Annotated in this window: 16 protein-coding genes; 4 read left to right on the top strand and 12 right to left on the bottom strand. The window is 41.2% G+C overall.

Annotated features, from left to right (window positions below):
• Positions 1 to 326 precede the first annotated feature (326 nt).
• Together AB7942_RS03720 and trhA are read right to left on the bottom strand one after the other, a co-directional pair.
• Positions 327 to 1,151 carry a YitT family protein gene (locus AB7942_RS03720; RefSeq protein ID WP_369445840.1) on the bottom strand — a complete coding sequence of 275 codons (825 nt, stop codon included), beginning with the start codon at positions 1,149 to 1,151 and terminating at the stop codon, positions 327 to 329.
• 125 nt (positions 1,152 to 1,276) lie between these two features.
• A complete protein-coding gene (gene trhA / locus AB7942_RS03715) occupies positions 1,277 to 1,924 on the bottom strand; it encodes a PAQR family membrane homeostasis protein TrhA (protein ID WP_088085698.1) in 648 nt (215 codons plus the stop codon).
• Between the two features lie 130 nt (positions 1,925 to 2,054).
• On the opposite strand from trhA, the gene AB7942_RS03710 reads away from it, so the two are divergent.
• Entirely contained in the window at positions 2,055 to 2,645 is a 591-nt protein-coding gene (locus AB7942_RS03710; protein ID WP_369445839.1) for a DUF1836 domain-containing protein, read from the top strand.
• Here AB7942_RS03710 and AB7942_RS03705 read toward each other — a convergent pair.
• On the bottom strand, positions 2,636 to 4,204 hold the full coding sequence (locus AB7942_RS03705) for a glycosyl hydrolase family 28-related protein (RefSeq protein WP_369445838.1): 1,569 nt from the start codon (positions 4,202 to 4,204) through the stop codon (positions 2,636 to 2,638). The two genes, AB7942_RS03710 and AB7942_RS03705, sit on opposite strands and share 10 nt — an antisense overlap.
• 128 nt (positions 4,205 to 4,332) lie before the next feature.
• Between AB7942_RS03705 and AB7942_RS03700 the strand changes: the two genes are divergently transcribed.
• From AB7942_RS03700 to AB7942_RS03690, 3 genes are all read left to right on the top strand, one after another.
• The gene (locus AB7942_RS03700; protein ID WP_483310838.1) at positions 4,333 to 4,980 is read left to right on the top strand and encodes a glycosyltransferase; all 648 of its coding nucleotides are present in this window, start codon (positions 4,333 to 4,335) and stop codon (positions 4,978 to 4,980) included.
• A 167-nt stretch (positions 4,981 to 5,147) separates the two neighbouring features.
• Positions 5,148 to 5,462, top strand: coding sequence for a DUF3892 domain-containing protein (locus AB7942_RS03695; protein ID WP_369445836.1), 315 nt, complete (start codon positions 5,148 to 5,150; stop codon positions 5,460 to 5,462).
• An 11-nt stretch (positions 5,463 to 5,473) separates the two neighbouring features.
• Complete coding sequence (locus AB7942_RS03690) at positions 5,474 to 6,049, top strand: GNAT family N-acetyltransferase (protein ID WP_369445835.1); 576 nt, start codon at positions 5,474 to 5,476, stop codon at positions 6,047 to 6,049.
• Positions 6,050 to 6,112: 63 nt separating this feature from the next.
• On the opposite strand, the gene leuD is transcribed toward AB7942_RS03690, so the two are convergent.
• The 9 genes from leuD to ilvE all read right to left on the bottom strand — a co-directional run bounded on the left by leuD (position 6,113) and on the right by ilvE (position 17,379).
• Entirely contained in the window at positions 6,113 to 6,694 is a 582-nt protein-coding gene (leuD, locus tag AB7942_RS03685; RefSeq protein ID WP_168242127.1) for a 3-isopropylmalate dehydratase small subunit, read from the bottom strand.
• A 3-nt stretch (positions 6,695 to 6,697) separates the two neighbouring features.
• On the bottom strand, positions 6,698 to 8,119 hold the full coding sequence (gene leuC / locus AB7942_RS03680; RefSeq protein ID WP_369445834.1) for a 3-isopropylmalate dehydratase large subunit: 1,422 nt from the start codon (positions 8,117 to 8,119) through the stop codon (positions 6,698 to 6,700).
• A gap of 109 nt (positions 8,120 to 8,228) precedes the next feature.
• Complete coding sequence (gene leuB / locus AB7942_RS03675; protein WP_098930192.1) at positions 8,229 to 9,335, bottom strand: 3-isopropylmalate dehydrogenase; 1,107 nt, start codon at positions 9,333 to 9,335, stop codon at positions 8,229 to 8,231.
• Between the two features lie 32 nt (positions 9,336 to 9,367).
• Positions 9,368 to 10,912: a 2-isopropylmalate synthase gene (locus tag AB7942_RS03670; protein ID WP_369445833.1), complete on the bottom strand. Its 1,545-nt coding sequence runs from the start codon at positions 10,910 to 10,912 to the stop codon at positions 9,368 to 9,370.
• The gene (gene ilvC, locus AB7942_RS03665) at positions 10,899 to 11,933 is read right to left on the bottom strand and encodes a ketol-acid reductoisomerase (protein WP_088085708.1); all 1,035 of its coding nucleotides are present in this window, start codon (positions 11,931 to 11,933) and stop codon (positions 10,899 to 10,901) included. The genes AB7942_RS03670 and ilvC overlap by 14 nt, the downstream gene beginning before the upstream one ends.
• 27 nt (positions 11,934 to 11,960) lie before the next feature.
• Positions 11,961 to 12,482, bottom strand: a complete 522-nt coding sequence (gene ilvN / locus AB7942_RS03660; protein WP_369445832.1) for an acetolactate synthase small subunit — start codon at positions 12,480 to 12,482, stop codon at positions 11,961 to 11,963.
• A complete protein-coding gene (gene ilvB / locus AB7942_RS03655) occupies positions 12,479 to 14,206 on the bottom strand; it encodes a biosynthetic-type acetolactate synthase large subunit (RefSeq protein WP_369445831.1) in 1,728 nt (575 codons plus the stop codon). Before ilvB ends, ilvN begins: the two co-directional genes overlap by 4 nt.
• Before the next feature lie 580 nt (positions 14,207 to 14,786).
• On the bottom strand, positions 14,787 to 16,457 hold the full coding sequence (gene ilvD / locus AB7942_RS03650; RefSeq protein ID WP_369445830.1) for a dihydroxy-acid dehydratase: 1,671 nt from the start codon (positions 16,455 to 16,457) through the stop codon (positions 14,787 to 14,789).
• 13 nt (positions 16,458 to 16,470) lie between these two features.
• Positions 16,471 to 17,379, bottom strand: coding sequence for a branched-chain-amino-acid transaminase (gene ilvE, locus AB7942_RS03645; RefSeq protein ID WP_369445829.1), 909 nt, complete (start codon positions 17,377 to 17,379; stop codon positions 16,471 to 16,473).
• Between the last annotated feature and the right edge of the window lie 368 nt (positions 17,380 to 17,747).

Below are 17,747 nucleotides of genomic sequence, written 5' to 3'. Positions count from 1 at the left end.
TAACCATAGGTCGCGTATGATGCCCATGAAGGGTGGAAAATCGGTCCAATGGTAACCATAGGTCGCGTATGATGCCCATGAAGGGTGGAAAATCGGTCCAATGGTAACCATAGGTCGCGTATGATGCCCGTGAAGGGTGGAAAATCGGTTCAACGGTAATCATACGACTCGTATGATGCCCGTGAAGGATGAAGAATCGGTCCAATGGTAACCATAGGTCGCGTATGATGCCCATGAAGGCTAAAAAATCAGCCCAGAGGTAACTAGTGGATACGACTAATCCCTTCAACCGAAAAATCTTAATCTCCATGTGCATCAGCCCCTCTTTAATCCCTTCGGAAGCGCCCCATTACCTCCATCGTTTGCATGATGTTCACAAAAGCCTTCTGATCCACCGTTCTAATCGTGTGTTTTGTTTCATTTAATTCGTATTTGGTAATCACCGTGGTTAACACCTTTTTGGGCTTATGGGTGAATGCCCCTTCTGCATCCGTTACCGTGACCCCTCGTGCATGCAAATGAATGAGTGCATCCGTAAGCTCTTCATACTTATCCGTCACAATCGTTAGGGTTAATTTATTCTGATTAGTGTATACCATATCAACGGCACGACCAGACACATAAATGGCGATAATCGTATAAAGTGTGATGCCCCATCCAAAAATCAGCCCGGAAATCCCCACCACTAAAAAATTCATACAAATATTTAAAAAGCCAACCTGTAAGTTCCTTTTTTTCGCAAGAGTGAGACTAACAATATCCGTTCCGCCAGTCGAGCCTCCAATCCGAATGATAATTCCAACCGCAATTCCATAAAGGGCCCCTCCAATGATGGAAGAAAGAAGAATATCATTGCTAATTGGATAAATCGGAATAAATTTCATACTGAATGATAAAACAATTACGGCATAACCAGTGAGCAAAATGAATTTTTTTCCTAAATATTTTAGTCCTACTAAAAATAGGGGAATATTGATCAGCAAAATAATCCAGCCAGTATTGATATGTAAAAAATGGTGAATAAAAAAGGCGATGCCTGTTATACCACCGGAAGTTAGTTTATGTGGAATAAGAAACGTATTAAAGGCAAATCCAAATAACATCGAACAAAGCCCAATCACAATCAGTTGAGAAATCAATCGAAACAACATGAACACCTCTATCTTTTTGTGGTGCTTTATTAATAGTCCTAGTATTATTTTGCGCTATTTTTAAAAAGTTTATTGCAAAAAACAAAAAACGCCATCAAAAGAAGGCGTTTCAAATGCACCAAAAATTAAATGACATATAGGAACACGGTTAAAAAATGCGCCAGACTTCCTAGCAAAATGAAAATATGGAAAATCTCATGGAAGCCCATGTATTTTGACTGCAAGAACTTAGGTTTGGCACCGTAGATCACCCCGCCGATCGTATAAAAAATACCCCCGAGGATAAGCAAAAATAAACCAATCGGGTTTAAGCTTCCAGTTAGCGGCGAGAATACAAACACAATCATCCAACCCATCGCTAGATACAAGGAGGTAGAAATCCAGCGAGGGCAATTAAACCAGACCATTTTAAAAACAACCCCGCTAATTGCAATTCCTGCAATAATTGAAAATAGAATCGCACCTATTTTTCCGTTCAAACTGATAAAGCAAAAAGGAGTATACGTACCTGCGATTAAAATGAAGATCATTGAATGATCCAGCCGTCGTAAAAAGGCAATGACTTTATCGCGAGCAATTACCATATGATAGGTGGCCGATGCCGAGTAAAGCAGAATCATACTAACGCCGAAAATAATGACCGCGGTAATTGCAGACGGTGAACTTGTCGTCGCAGCCGCTTTGATAACCATCGCAAGGAGCCCGACGAAGGCTAAAACTGCTCCAGCTAAATGGGTTAGTCCGTTGATAGGTTCGCGAATGTAATTATTCATTTTATATGCCTCCCAGCACATCATGTAGTTTTGATAACTACTTATTATAATAACGATATATCAACATCTAGTCAATGCATATATCTTTAGGTATAATAAAAAAATAAAGACCATGATCGGAGATAAATGAATGGAAAATATCAATCAAATTATTGAGCAACTCGGCTTAGAAGCCAGCTTAGCTTTAGATGAGATACCACAGATCGATTTATATATGGACCAGGTGATTCAATTATTTGAAAATAAATTCACGGATACCAAACGGAATGATGAAGACAAAGTCCTCACCAAAACCATGATCAATAACTATGCAAAAGGAAAGCTCATTTTTCCAATCCATAATAAAAAATATTCAAAAGAACACCTGATCCTCATGAGCTTAATTTACCAGCTAAAAGGGGCCTTATCCATTAATGATATTAAAGTTACCCTTCAAGGGATCAATCAAAAAATTATCAAAGAGGAGATGGAGTTAGATTCTTTTTATACGAGTTATCTGAATTTAACACGCCAAAATGTTGAGGATTTCAAAGTAGACATTGAGAAAAGAGTAAAGGATGTTAGAGAAGAAATCACCGAGGATGAAAAAGGAAACTCGCCGTATCTTGAGCAGGTATTAATGATTTCTTCTCTCGTTCATATGAGTAATTTATATCGGAAAGTGGCCGAAAAACTAGTCGATGACATAACAGTAGAAAAAGAAGAAAAGCGTCACAAATAATTGTCGACGCTTTCTGCATTTTCAATGGTTATATCTTTGACCCCTGATCCGACCTCGATCGCTTTAGGCGCGGAATTTTGACTCATCACATCATCAATTTGAATAGAATCCGCTCGATTTTCGCCACCGAATACTTTAATATCGCTCCCCGCTTTTTTAAAATCTTTAACAGATATATATTTTAATATCACATTTCTTGCCCGATACTGAACGGCAATTACCGGGTGGCCTTTGTAGTCATAATCGGGGTCACCAACCAAAGTAAAATGGTTAATGACTACATTTTTATAAGCTGAGACAACCATTCCGCGCGGCGTTGAGCCTTTATATAACTCAGTAAAAATCGGCGCGATGGATACAAGATTAGTAGCTCTAATATTGTAGGCAGTTTGAGATTCAGTCTCCGTGCTTTTGTGATGTCCAATATGCCGGAAATTAAACGAGCGGTTATCGTGGACCGAAATATGTCCGATAATTTGTACGTTTGAAGCGGCTGAAGAATTTTCGTGCGCTTTTATTTCCACCCCGCCAAAGCATCGGGCAGAAGAATTATTTACAAGCAACACATTCCTCGAACCATCATCGATCTCAATCCCGTTAGAGTTAGAAAAGCCTTTCTTGTGGGCACGACCGCTTGGGTCACACAGATGGCAGCGGGAGATGAAGACATAATCACTGTGATGGGTGGTGATACCATCATCACCGAATCCATAGCCATTCAAGTTATCGAGCCAGACATACTTACTGCCATTGCGGGCACGAAAGCCGTCACCCGCATAATTGTACAGAGTTGATGTAACATCAAAGCAATGCAGTCCTGGGTTAATCCCTTCAACATCCCTTATCCAGCCATAAGTGACATTTGCATACGTTAAGCAACTTGAGTGATTGCCCCAAGTACTTGTTTTCGCCACGTTGCCAAGCCTTTCGACATTCCAGTCCAAACTTAGGGAGCCGACGTAAAGATGATGATTCCCTTTCCAGTGATTCTTGTTAGTAATGAGCCGAGTACCTTTATCGGCAACATCATGAAGTTTAATCGTCGTCACGCCTTTTCCTGCACCAACCAACATGGTCCATGAGGGCAGTTGGATTCCCTTTGTTATAAATACCCCAGCTGGTACAATCACTTTCACTTTGCCGTTGCCAATCGCTTTTTTAAATGCAAGGGTGTTATCCGTCTTCCCATCGCCAATTGCTCCAAAATCTTCAACATGGACCTCTTTCACCATATTCTTATGTAGATTCAAGTATTCTTCATCCAACATGCCATTCCATTCCGGAATCACATTTCCTTCAGGATCTAGTTTAACCTTTACTTGATCATCAGAAGTTGCGGTCGTCGATAAGAGGCGAAACAAAGCTGCTGTCATTTTTTGAGGAAGTGATCCGGTTAGATGTCGAATTTCCTTCTGACGAGGAGAGGCTTCATTCCCTCGAGTTCGATTGAAAAGCTGCTCGGTTTCTTGAATGGCCTTTTTTAGGTCCAATTGGTTTGTAAATTGGGCTAGAATTGCAGCATTCTTTCTTGGATCATGGTTTTTCTCTAAATAAAGCAATCGTTTCTCACTCCAAAGGACATTCTAATTAAAATTATTATGTCATTATTCGGCGATAAATAAAATTTTCATTTTTGAGGAAAAATCTTTTTTAATTAACATTACTAGAAGGAGATTATCATTTGAAAATATTAACTAAAAAATTTACCGTATTGCTATTGTCTATCGCCCTAATTCTACCCGCCATTAGCGTGAAGGCAACCCCGCCCCCACCACCAGTTAGCCAGAAGCAGACCATGAGCGAGTCTGCTCACCAACTAAAGTTTAACTTCAGAAGACTTTGGATCGAGCATGGTATTTGGACGAGCCGTTATATTGTTAGCGCAGAAGCAAACCTTAAAGACCAACAAATGGTTTTGGCTAGACTTTTGAAAAACCAAGATGAAATCGGAAATGCAATCAAACCTTTTTACGGTGAAGCAGCAGGCACCAAGCTTGCCCAATTGTTACGAGAACACATTCTGCTTGCCGGAAAGGTCCTCGAAGCTGCCAAAACCAAAAACCAAGCTGATTTGAAAAAATATAATACTGCATGGTACAAAAATGCGGATGATATTGCAGCATTCCTCAGCAGTGCAAATCCAAATTGGAAAAAGAATACATTGAAGCAGTTGTTACATGCGCACTTAAGGATGGTTACAAATAGTGTACTTGCAAGATTGAAAAAGGATTGGAACGGAGACATTCGTGCGTTTGATGAAGGGGAAATTCACCTAATAAAAATTGCTGACGTCTTATCAGATGGAATCATCAAACAGTTCCCACAGAAGTTTTAACAAAAGGAACGATTAGCTTGTGGACAGAATTTGACTTGTCTACAAGCTTTTTTTTGCTCGTTGTCATTTATCTCATGTTTTTAATTATGAAAAACGTAAATGAGGTGTCTGGCGGGGATAATTAACAAAAAAAGAAAAATACTAACAAATGTTCGGAGGTGGAATCCATGGAAAAAAAAGATTTTGAACAAATTTATGAAGAATACAAGCAGGAGAGTCAGCAGCAAGCCCAAATTGAAGCAGGTGATAGTAATCCAGATGGCAAAGAAGTATTCGTGTCCGTCAGGAAGAACGATGATGGAGATATTATCGCTTTTAAAACAAGCGCTGGACGCGAGTTGGATTATATCACGGCTTTGAATGAGGCGAAAGCTGGCAAGATCGCTCATGTGGATGTCTATCACAAATATGGTCGTGACATCATCCGCAGTGAGCCAGACGGAATTAAAGAAAATAATCTGGATCAATTACCTGGTTTTTAAGGAGTGTGTCCATGCATTGGTATGAAAAGTTGAATCAGTATTTTCCTGTTGAAGAAATGAAATCAAGAGCACATATGGAAACCTTACTGAAAGAGCGATCAAACATCTATCATAAGGATGAGGGACCGAATCATGTTTTAATGTATGCAGAACTAGATAAGTTTGTATTTATTGATTATTTATTTGTTTCAAAAAATGCCCGTGGTGAGGGACTAGGCCATAAACTATTGGAAAAGTTAAAACAAAAAAGAAAGCCAATTATCCTTGAAGTGGAGCCAGTGAATTATGAGGATAGCGATACTGAAAAACGTCTCCATTTTTATAAACGAGAAAAATTCGAGCACGCCGTGTCCATTGGATATGAGAGGAAATCATTGGCGACTAATGAGGTAAATAGGATGGAAATTCTCTATTGGGCACCAAATAATGAATCCGAAGAAATGATTTTTGAAGCAATTAAACAAACATATGATACAATTCACACCTATAAAGATCACCACTTTTATGGTAAATCCTACGAGCCGGTGGATGAGGCTTTAACCTTTAACGAAGAATCTGAGAATAAAAATATATTAAACGAGTTGTAACACCCATGCTTTTTCTAAATAAATAATAAAAAAATGAGCCTGGGTATCCAAGCTCATTTTTTATTATTTACTTAGTTCGTATTGTGAAATTTTATCCTCATATGTCAAGGTAACACCAATTTCATCCCAGCCATTCAGCAGCATGACTTTAGGATACGGGGCAATTTCGAATGTAACCTTAAAGCCTTCGTTATCATAAACCACTTGATTCTCAAGGTCTACGGTTAATTGGTATTCCTCGGATTCAGCTTTTTTAATAATGTACTGAACTTGTTCGTCACTAACCTGGATAGGGAGAATCCCATTTTTTACACAATTGTTTTTAAAAATATCTGCATAACTTGGGGCAATGACAATTTTAAAGCCAAAATCTTGAACAGCCCATGGAGCGTGCTCACGTGAGGAGCCGCAGCCAAAGTTTTCACCGGCAACCAAAATTGATGCACCATTATATTTTGGATCATTCAAAGAAAAATCAGGTCGAAGATTTCCATTGTCATCAAAACGCCAATGATAAAACAGGAATTGTCCAAAGCCGCTGCGTTCAATCCGCTTTAAAAACTGCTTAGGGATAATTTGGTCAGTATCAACGTTTGACCGGTTTAATGGATAAACAAGGCCTTGATGTATTTTTAACGGTTCCATATATTATCTAACCTCCTGTGCTGCAGAGAATTGTCGGACATCAACGAAGTGGCCTGCAACAGCGGCAGCGGCTGCCATTTCAGGACTGACAAGGTGGGTTCTGGCCCCGTTACCTTGACGCCCTTCAAAATTTCGGTTAGAAGTAGAGGCGCAGCGTTCCCCAGGTGGAACAATATCATCATTCATCGCCAAGCACATACTGCAGCCTGCTTCGCGCCATTCAAAGCCTGCATCTGTAAAGACTTTATCAAGTCCTTCTTTTTCTGCCGCAAGCTTAACACTAAATGAACCTGGAACGACGATGGCGGTAACAGATGGGCTGACCTTTAAGCCCCGTATAACCTCAGCTGCACTTCGTAAGTCGCTTATGCGCGAATTAGTGCAAGAACCGATGAAAACATGGTCAATTTTTACACTTGAAATAGGCTGACCTGCTTCAAGGCCCATGTATTCAAGCGCACGGTTAATCTCGTCCTTTTCGCTTGTCTTCTCAGTTTCATCAGGGTTTGGCACATTGGCAGTAATTGGAATACACATTCCCGGATTTGTTCCCCACGTTACCTGTGGTTCAACTTCGGCTGCTTCAATTTCAACAACCTGATCATAAGCAGCACCTTCATCCGTAGCAAGAGCCTTCCATTGTGCAACTGCTTCTTCAAACGCTTCCCCTTGAGGGACATGCCGTCTTCCTCTTAAGTATTCAAAAGTGGTTTCATCAGGAGTAATAAGCCCGGCTCTAGCACCCGCTTCAATGGACATATTACAAACGGTCATGCGCTCTTCCATGGAGAGAGAGCGGATAGCTTCCCCTGTGTATTCCATCACATAACCCGTTCCAAATTGGACACCGAATTTACCGATGATGGCAAGAATTAAGTCTTTAGCAGTTACGCCAGTACCCAGCTTACCGTTTACTTTTACATTTAACGTTTTAGGCGGTGCTTGCCAAAGTGTTTGTGTTGCAAGAACATGCTCGACCTCACTTGTACCAATTCCAAAAGCAAGTGCACCAAATGCACCATGTGTAGAGGTATGACTATCACCGCAAACGATCGTTTTACCAGGCTGTGTAAGACCAAGTTCAGGACCAATTACATGGACAATCCCATTATCCGGATGATGAATATCAGCGAGAGTTATCCCGAATTCCTGACAATTCTCTTGCAGTGTATCGATTTGTTTTTTTGAAATAGGGTCATTGATTACAAGACGTTGGCGAGTTGGAACATTATGATCCATCGTTGCGAAAGTAAGGTCCGGTCGTCGCACCTTGCGCCCGTTCATTCGCAAGCCCTCAAATGCCTGAGGAGAGGTTACTTCGTGAACAAGGTGTAAATCAATATATAATAAATCCGGCTTTCCTTCTTCTTGATGTACAACATGCTTTTCCCAAATTTTTTGGATTATATTTTTTGGTGTTTGCATAGCGTCCTTCCTCACATTAATGAATTTTATTGTGTGACTAACTAACAAATATTTTGGATAAATTTAGGGGTAAATCGCAACAAAGACGATTTACCCACCCAATCAATCATTAAAAATAACAGCTGGCGATACATTTCGAAGCGTTTTGCGATTTAATATAATCTGCAATAAGCTTTGTCATTTCCGCTGTCCCAACAAGGCGTCCATTGGCAACTTGAAGATCACCAGTGTGGAAGCCAGCATCTAAAACCGATTGGACAGCATCTTCAATCACTTTTGCTTCGTCATTCAATTGGAATGAATAGCGAAGCATCAGTGCAGCAGACAAAATCATTGCGACTGGATTGGCAATACCCTTACCAGCGATGTCTGGGGCAGAGCCATGAACAGGCTCATAAAGACCAACCCCATTTTCATTTAAACTAGCAGAAGGAAGCATACCAAGTGATCCTGTGATAACAGAGGCTTCATCGCTTAAAATGTCCCCAAATAGATTCTCCGTTACAATTACGTCGAACTGAGTTGGGTTAGTGATTAATTTCATAGCAGCAGCATCTACTAAAACATGTTCAACGGCTACATCTGGATACTGAGCTTTTTTCTCTTCGACAATTTCACGCCATAGCTTACTAGATTCAAGTACATTTGCTTTATCAACCGAAGTAAGATGACCGCTGCGCTGCTGAGCTGCTTGAAAGCCCTTATCGACAATTCTTTCAATCTCTTGACGAGAATAAACAAGCGTGTCTACAACTGAGTTTCCGTTGTCGCGGCGTTCACTTGGTGTTCCGAAATAAAGGCCGCCAGTTAATTCACGAACGATAAGGAGGTCGCTCCCAGAGACTACTTCTTCCTTTAAGGGTGATGCATGAAGAAGGTTTTTAAATCCTTTGATCGGCCTTAAATTCGCATATAAATCAAGTGCCTTTCGGATTCCAAGCAAGCCTCGTTCAGGACGTAAATGGGAGGGATTGGTATCCCATTTTGGCCCCCCAACAGCACCCAGCAAGACCGCATCAGCCTGTTTACAAGCATTAACGGTTGTTTCAGGAAGCGGTGTGCCGTAAAGGTCAATGGCTGCTCCTCCGATTTCATGGCTTTCAAAGCTAAAAGTATGATTGTATTCTTCAGCAATTGCATTTAACACGTCTTTTGCAGAGTTAATAACTTCCTTACCAATGCCATCACCGGGAAGTAAGACAATTCGTTTTTTCATTAGAAGCAACCTCCTCATTTTTTGTTTGTTTTTTATAGATTAGCGGTTTCTTTAACTGCGCTACTTTGGTTGAAAAATACACGATTAACTGCGTTCAAGAATGATTTTGCTGAAGCTTCCAGTACATCCTGTGCTGAACCGCGTCCGGTTACAGGTGATCCGTTCACCGTCATTTTGACATGAACCTCAGCAAGTGCATCCCGTCCTTGACCGATCGAGCTTAATCTAAAATCAGTAAGATGGATTTCTTCTTTAATCAGTGCTTCTAAAGTATTCATTAAAGCTTCGACACTGCCTGAGCCTGTGCGCGCCGTTTCCACGCGAATACCTTCGGGAGTGGTTAGAGCCACAGTTGCGGTTGGCAAGTTTGCCGAACCGTAATGGACTTGGAAGGCAACCAGTTCATATTTTTTAATATCAACAGCTGTTGTTTGGATATCGGTTAAAATTGCAAATAAATCTTCGTCTGTAACTTCTTTCTTACGATCGGTTAATAGTTTAAAAGCAGTAAACGCTTCGACTAGTTTTTCGTCCGAGAGTTCAAAGCCCATTTGCTCAATTTTATCTTTGAATGCATGGCGGCCGGAATGTTTGCCAAGAACTAAATCATTAGATTTAACCCCTACTAATTCAGGTGTAATAATCTCATAGGTTAGCGTATTTTTTAAGACGCCATCCTGGTGGATTCCTGATTCATGTGCAAAAGCATTTTTTCCAACAACTGCTTTATTCGGAGGAACAATCATCCCTGTAAAGCGGCTGACAAGGTCACTCGTCCGTTTTATTTCTTTTAACACGAGATTCGTAGTATAAGGATACTTATCTTTACGAATATTTAAGGCAACTCCAATTTCCTCAAGAGCTGCATTACCTGCACGTTCTCCAATTCCATTAATCGTACCCTCGACTTGCGTAACCCCGTTTTCGATGGCAGCTAGGGAATTGGCAACGGCCATCCCTAAGTCATCATGACAATGGCAAGATAATGCTGCTTTATGAATATTTGGAACGTTGTCGCGGATGTAGCGGAACATGCGTCCATATTCTTCTGGTGTGGTATATCCGACTGTATCCGGAAGATTGATGACTGTAGCTCCAGCATCGATGACCTTGGTAATAATTTGAACAAGAAAATCAAGGTCAGAGCGAGAAGCATCTTCAGCAGACCACTCAATATGCGGGAAGTTCCGTTTCGCATATGAAACCATGTCTACCGCTATTTGGGTAACTTCCTCTGGTGTTTTCATTAGTTTATATTGCATATGGATAGGGGAGGTGGCAAGGAAAACATGCAACCTTGGTTCTGCAGCATCTTTTAACGCATCCCACGCAATGTCAATGTCCGATTTCGTCGCTCTTGCCAGGCCTGTGACCGATACATTTTTAATATTCCGGGCGATTGCTCTTACTGCTTCAAAATCGCCTTGGGAGGAAGCCGGGAAGCCGGCCTCCATAATGTCAACACCAAACCGTTCAAGTTGTCTTGCGATTTCCAATTTTTCAAGCTGGTTTAAATTTACACCAGGGGACTGTTCGCCATCGCGTAATGTCGTATCGAAGATGTTAACGTGAACCATTTACCACCACTTCCTTCTTTGCATTTACTGGTTTGTTTTTAATAAACGGCATTAATGCACGAAGCTCACGGCCAACTTGTTCAATTTGATGATTGTTTTCAGCGCGATTAATTGCGTTGAATTGTGGACGGTTTGCTTGGTTTTCAAGGATCCAGCCCTTTGCAAACACTCCAGTTTGGATATCTGTTAATACGTCCTTCATCCGTGCTTTTGTATCTGCATTTACGACACGTGGTCCAGAAACGAAATCTCCCCATTGTGCAGTATCGGAGATTGAATAACGCATATTTTCAAAGCCACCTTCATATAAAAGGTCAACGATTAATTTTAATTCATGTAAGCACTCAAAGTAGGCAACTTCAGGCTGATAACCAGCTTCAACAAGAGTTTCAAATCCAGCTTTGATCAGGGCAGTAGTTCCGCCGCAAAGAACAGCTTGTTCTCCGAAAAGATCTGTTTCTGTTTCTTCTTGGAATGTAGTTTCTAAAACACCTGCACGGGCTGAGCCAATACCTTTTGCATAGGCAAGGGCAAGGTCACGTGCTTGACCAGTGTAGTCTTGATAAACTGCGTAAAGTGCTGGTACACCAGCGCCTTCAGTATAAGTACGACGTACTAAATGACCTGGGCCTTTTGGAGCTACTAAGAATACGTCTACATCTGCAGGAGGAACGATTTGGCTAAAGTGAACATTGAAACCATGGGCAAAAACAAGAGCTTTACCCGCTTCAAGGTGTGGTTCGATGCTTTCTTTGTAAACCTTTGGCTGCATTTCATCAGGAAGAAGAACCATAATAACGTCAGCTGCTGCAGCTGCCTCTGCAACTGAAGTAACTTCAACGCCATCTTCTACTGCTTTATCCCATGATTTTCCGCCTCTTAATCCAACTACTACATCAAAACCGCTCTCTTTTAAATTTAGTGCATGTGCATGACCTTGTGAACCATATCCAATTACTGCGATTTTCTTTCCTTGTAAAACCTCTTCTTGAATATCTCCGTTATATAGTACTTTTGCCATGATCTATCATCCTTTCAAGGTAAATTATTATTTTAGTAGAGTGTGGTGAGTTAGTTCGTTTACTTGCGGTTGATGCCCGCGTAATAGGGCGGTCAACCCTGTTCTGGCAATCTCTTTAATTCCATAAGGGCGAAGCAATTCTAGTAATGCATCGATTTTTTCAGGTTTGCCGGTGATTTGAATGGCTAAGCTATCCTTACTTACGTCAATAACAATCGCACGAAACGGATCAATAATTCCGTTAATCTCACTGCGGAGCTGGCTGCTGCTGGCTACTTTAATCAAGGCCAATTCGCGGACAACGACTGCTTTATCAGTAATATCAGAAACTTTTAAAACATCAATCTGTTTATTGAGTTGCTTTGTCACTTGTTCGAGACGCTGTTCATCTTCAATCTCGACAACCAGGGTCATTCTTGAAACACCTTCCGTTTCTGTTGGACCAACGGAAATACTTTCAATATTGAATTGCCGTCTTTGCAAAAGTCCAGTAACGCGGTTGAGTACACCGGCTCGATCCTGAACGGTTGCGGTAATGATTCGTTTCATGGTTTCACCCCAATCATTTCATGGATTCCTTTGCCAGGGGCAATCATTGGGAATACTTTCTCTTGTTGAAGTACACGGCAATCAACTAATACCGGACCATTATGAGCAAATACTTCCGGTAAAACAGTGATCAGTTCTTCTTGATTATTAACCCGATAACCCTTAATCGAATAGCTGTCTGCAAGTTTGACAAAATCAGGCTGTGTATGAAGGATCGATTCTGAAATACGGTTTCCGTGTAATAATTCCTGCCATTGGCGAACCATTCCAAGTGCGCCGTTGTTGACAATAATGATTTTTACAGGAAGGTTTCTTTCATAAATAATCGATAATTCCTGAAGTGTCATTTGAAAACCGCCATCTCCAACAATTGCAACAACGGTACTATCCGGTGCGGCAATTTGTGCGCCAATCGCAGCAGGGAAGCCAAAGCCCATTGTCCCAAGTCCGCCAGAGGTAATCCAGCGGTGCGGCTCTTTAAAGGTGTAATACTGTGCTGCCCACATTTGGTGCTGCCCTACATCGGTTGCGACGATGGCGTCACCGTTCGTTACTTTATGGACTGCTTCAATGACCCATTGAGGACACATTCCGTTTGGATCATGCTTATACCAAAGCGGATATTCCTGCTTGTTTTGGCTCAGTTTTTCCAGCCATTCAGCAGAATTTGGTGATTCAATCGCTTGATCAAGTAGTTCAGTAAGTGCCTCTTTCGTATCAGAAACGATTGGGAGATTTGTTGGAACATTTTTACCAATTTCGGCTGGATCGATGTCAATATGGGCAACCTTCGCAAAAGGTGCGAAGTGTTTAAGATTACCTGTTAGTCTGTCATCGAAGCGGGCTCCAAAATTGATAAGCAGATCACATTCGTAAATGGCCATGTTAGCTGCATATGTTCCGTGCATTCCACCCATTCCTAACGAGAGGGGATGATCTGCCGGAAAAGTACCAAGTCCAAGTAAAGTTGTGACCACCGGGATCTGGTGTTTTTCCGCCAAAGCCGTTAGTTCAGCAGCTGCTTTCCCATGGAGAACACCCGCGCCTGAAAGAATTACAGGCTTGATAGCCTTGGAAATCGAATCGGCAAGCTTTTTAATTTGTAATGGATTTGGCTTTGTTGTTGGCTGGTATCCAGGTAAATTAATGCTCGCTTCTTCAGGTTCATTCGTTAATACTCCGGCGGAAATATCTTTAGGGACGTCGACTAAGACTGGCCCAGGCCGTCCGGTAGAAGCAATATGAAAAGCTTCCTTGACGATGCGTGGTAAGTCCTCGATCGATTGAACCTGAAAGTTATGTTTGGTAATTGGTGTTGTAATCGCCATAACATCAGCCTCTTGGAAGGCGTCAGTTCCAATGACACTTCGTGCAACCTGGCCGGTGAAAATAACAAGTGGCAGGGAATCCATTATCGCATCGGTTATCCCAGTCACAAGATTGGTCGCCCCAGGTCCTGATGTGGCAAGAACGACTCCAGGTTTCCCTGTAACTCGGGCATACCCTTCAGCTGCATGGATCATTCCTTGTTCATGTCGGAAGAGAATATGCTTGATTGTACCCTGGGCGCGGTAAATGGCATCATAGATTGGAAGGACGGCACCCCCGGGATATCCAAACAGCGTTTCCACACCTTCTTTTTTCAGTAAGTCGATGAGAAGGTCTGCACCGGTTCTCGGTTCAGTGGTAGTTTGGACCTCAAGCTTCTTTGCTTCTACTTTCACGTCGTAATCCCTCCTTAAGGGTAAAAATCGAATGTAGATGTCGAAAAATAGTGATTTGTCATTTTTGTATTATAATATAGAAATTTGTAAATAAACAGAAAATTCTGTTGGGAAATCGTCGAAATTCGACAATAAATCTTTATGCATAGTCAAAAAGGCCCGTTCTCCACGAATTAACTGCAAAAACGAAAACATAAGCAGAATAATCGGGGAGAAAAGGCCTTTCATTTTCTCGGTACCACCCGGTTTTACAGTATCCTTACGAATACTGCCTTATGAAGCGACCCACTAAAACATAGAACGCTTCTTTTTGTAACAGGTGCTCAAAGATATGCACCCGATTGAGCCTACTAAAGTCAGGACCGTTCGGCTCAACACTCAGGGATGATGTCGGAATAAGTTGTATTACTGGGCTTCCAGCAACCCCAGCTCTCTGAAAATACTAAATCTTATTCCTTTATTCCCGTCATCGATTTATTCGCTATTTGATTTTGTCAAAGGATCATTATTTAACGCATTTAGTACCTTAACTTCCTTAGGAAGGGGAGGGGTACTACGAATTCCCATTGGTATAAACATTTTAGAACTTCATAATCCCACCTGTATTGGCAGATGTAACGAGTTTTGCATATTTTGCAAGGTAACCTGTTTTGATTTTTGGCTCTGGTTTTACCCATGCCTTACGTCTTTCTTCTAAAACTTCATCATCTACAAGAAGTTCAATCGATCGTGCTTCAAGATCGATTAAGATTTTGTCGCCATTTTCAACAAGGGCGATTGGTCCGCCTTCGGCTGCTTCAGGAGAGATATGACCGATGGAGATACCACGGCTGGCTCCTGAGAAGCGTCCATCTGTAATTAGGGCAACTTCTTTGCCTAATCCACGACCCATAATTGCGGAAGTAGGTGCAAGCATTTCAGGCATTCCTGGACCGCCTTTTGGACCTTCATAGCGGATAACCACCACGTGACCAGCTTGAACGGTACCATTATTAATATTTTCTTGTGCATCATCCTGGGATTCAAAAACGATTGCTTCACCCAAGAAGGTTTTTATCGAAGGATCAACTGCACCAACCTTGATTACACCACCATCTGGAGCAATGTTTCCATATAGGATGGATAGTCCACCAACAGGGCTATATGGATTGTCTTTTGTCCGGATGACGTTTTCATTCGTAATTGTTGCTTCTTTCACATTTTCTGAAAGAGTTTTTCCGGTAATAGTTAAACAATTATCATGTAAGGCGCCTTCAACTTTATAAAGTTCATTAATAATGGCACTAACACCGCCTGCATGATGAATGTCTTCCATTGAATAATCGGATGCTGGCATAATTTTAGCTAGATATGGAACTCTCTCAGCAATTTTGTTTATCTCACGTAAATCGTATTCAATCCCTGCTTCATGGGCAATTGCCAATGTATGAAGGACTGTATTTGTTGAACCACCCATGGCCATATCTAGGGCAAAGGCATTATCGATTGCCTCTCTAGTAATAATGTCACGTGGTCGAATATCATTTTTTACTAATTCGATTAGATGTCTTGCAGCTTGACGAATTAATTCATGCCTCTCATCAGAAGTTGCAATGATTGTTCCGTTCCCAGGAACCGTCATTCCTAATACTTCCATTAGACAGTTCATTGAGTTGGCTGTAAACATCCCTGAACATGACCCGCAAGTAGGGCAGGCATTGTTTTCGATGTCAAGTAGTTCCTGTTGGCTGATTGTACCGTTATGGTAAGCTCCAACACCTTCAAATACAGAAGTAAGAGAAAGGTTCTTTCCAGTCGAAGGTGAAACACCTGCTTCCATCGGTCCACCTGATACAAATACAGAAGGGACGTTTGTTCTTGCTGCTGCCATTAACATGCCAGGTGTAATCTTGTCACAGTTTGGAATGTAAAAAACACCATCGAACCAATGAGCATTAATTACTGTTTCGGCACTATCAGCGATAAGTTCGCGACTTGGAAGGGAGTATCGCATTCCAATATGTCCCATCGCAATGCCATCATCCACACCAATCGTATTGAATTCGAATGGAATACCGCCAGCCTCACGGATGGCTTCTTTTACAATCTCACCGAAATGATTAAGATGTTTGTGTCCTGGGATAATTTCAATAAACGAGTTACAGACGCCGATAAACGGCTTTTCGAGATCACTCGTTTTTACCCCTGTTGCATATAAAAGGCTCCGGTGGGGTGCCCGATCAATTCCCTTTTTAATCATATCGCTACGCATATTAATTTAGCTCCTAACTGACGATTGCATGGTTTGAACCTGTTGGGTAACAAGCCACTCCGTCTGTTGTTACAATTTTCCTGAATTCTTCTAAAAGAACTTTCGTAACTTCACCAGGTTTTCCATCACTAATTTTACGGCCATCCACATCAATTACTGCAATTACTTCTACAGCTGTGCCGGTTAAGAACACCTCATCAGCTACATAGACATCATGTCTAGTAAATGGTGATTCACGGACTTCAAAGCCCTTGGTTCTTGCAATATCTAGGATAGCGTTACGGGTAATTCCTTCTAATGCCCCTAAATAAACAGGCGGGGTATAGATGGCACCATTTTTTACAATAAAGATATTGTCAGCTGAGCCTTCAGTAACATAACCCTGATCATTAAGCATTAATGCTTCCTCAACGCCAGCTTGATTAGCCTCTAATTTTACTAGAATATTATTTAAATAGTTAAGTGATTTAATCTGTGGGCTTAGGACATCTGGGCGATTCCTTCGACTCGCAACAGATGCAATTTTAATTCCACGTTCGTAGTACTCTTTAGGATACATGCTAAGTTCTTCAGCAATAATAATGACGCTTGGTTTCGAGCAGGAAGAAGGGTCTAGGCCGAGATTCCCTTTTCCACGGGAAACAACGACACGAATATAGGCGCTTTCTAGCTGATTTTTTCTAATTGTCTCGACGATTAATTGAGTCATTTCCTCCTGTGTGTATGGAATATTCAGCATAATGGATTGTGCTGATTCATACAGTCTTTTCAGGTGAGCATCGAGTCTAAAGACGTTTCCGCTATAAACGCGTATGCCTTCAAACACACCATCACCATATAAAAAACCATGATCGAAAACTGAAACTACAGCATCTTCTTTCTTGACGAACTCGCCGCCAAGGAAAATCCATTGACTCCCCAACCTAACCACTCCTCTTTTGTGATAGAACGCTTTAAATGACTAAACAAATTTTTTAAAAGAATTGCCATACCCATCTCCAAATGGTGAGGAGCTATGACAGTTATTGAATAGATGATTATTTTCGATAATCATACAACCAATCGAAAACATGGTCAATATAAAAATCTGACAATTCAAATAAATCAAAAAAGTTGATAGCGTTTACATTATTGTTGTGATAAGGAAAACAGCGAAAAAAATTTTTTTGAAATTTTTTTATTTTTAGGTTATTTTGTCCTCGAAATGGATTGAAACGAGGGAATATTCAGAGGTAAGTAAGAGGGTGGTGTTGCAAAGTGGATTATATTTCAAACTTGAAATTTTTAATT

It is taken from the genome of Neobacillus sp. BF23-41 (assembly GCF_041106275.1).
Note: the sequence above shows the minus strand (reverse complement) of the source record. Positions and strands in the feature narration are given on the sequence as shown.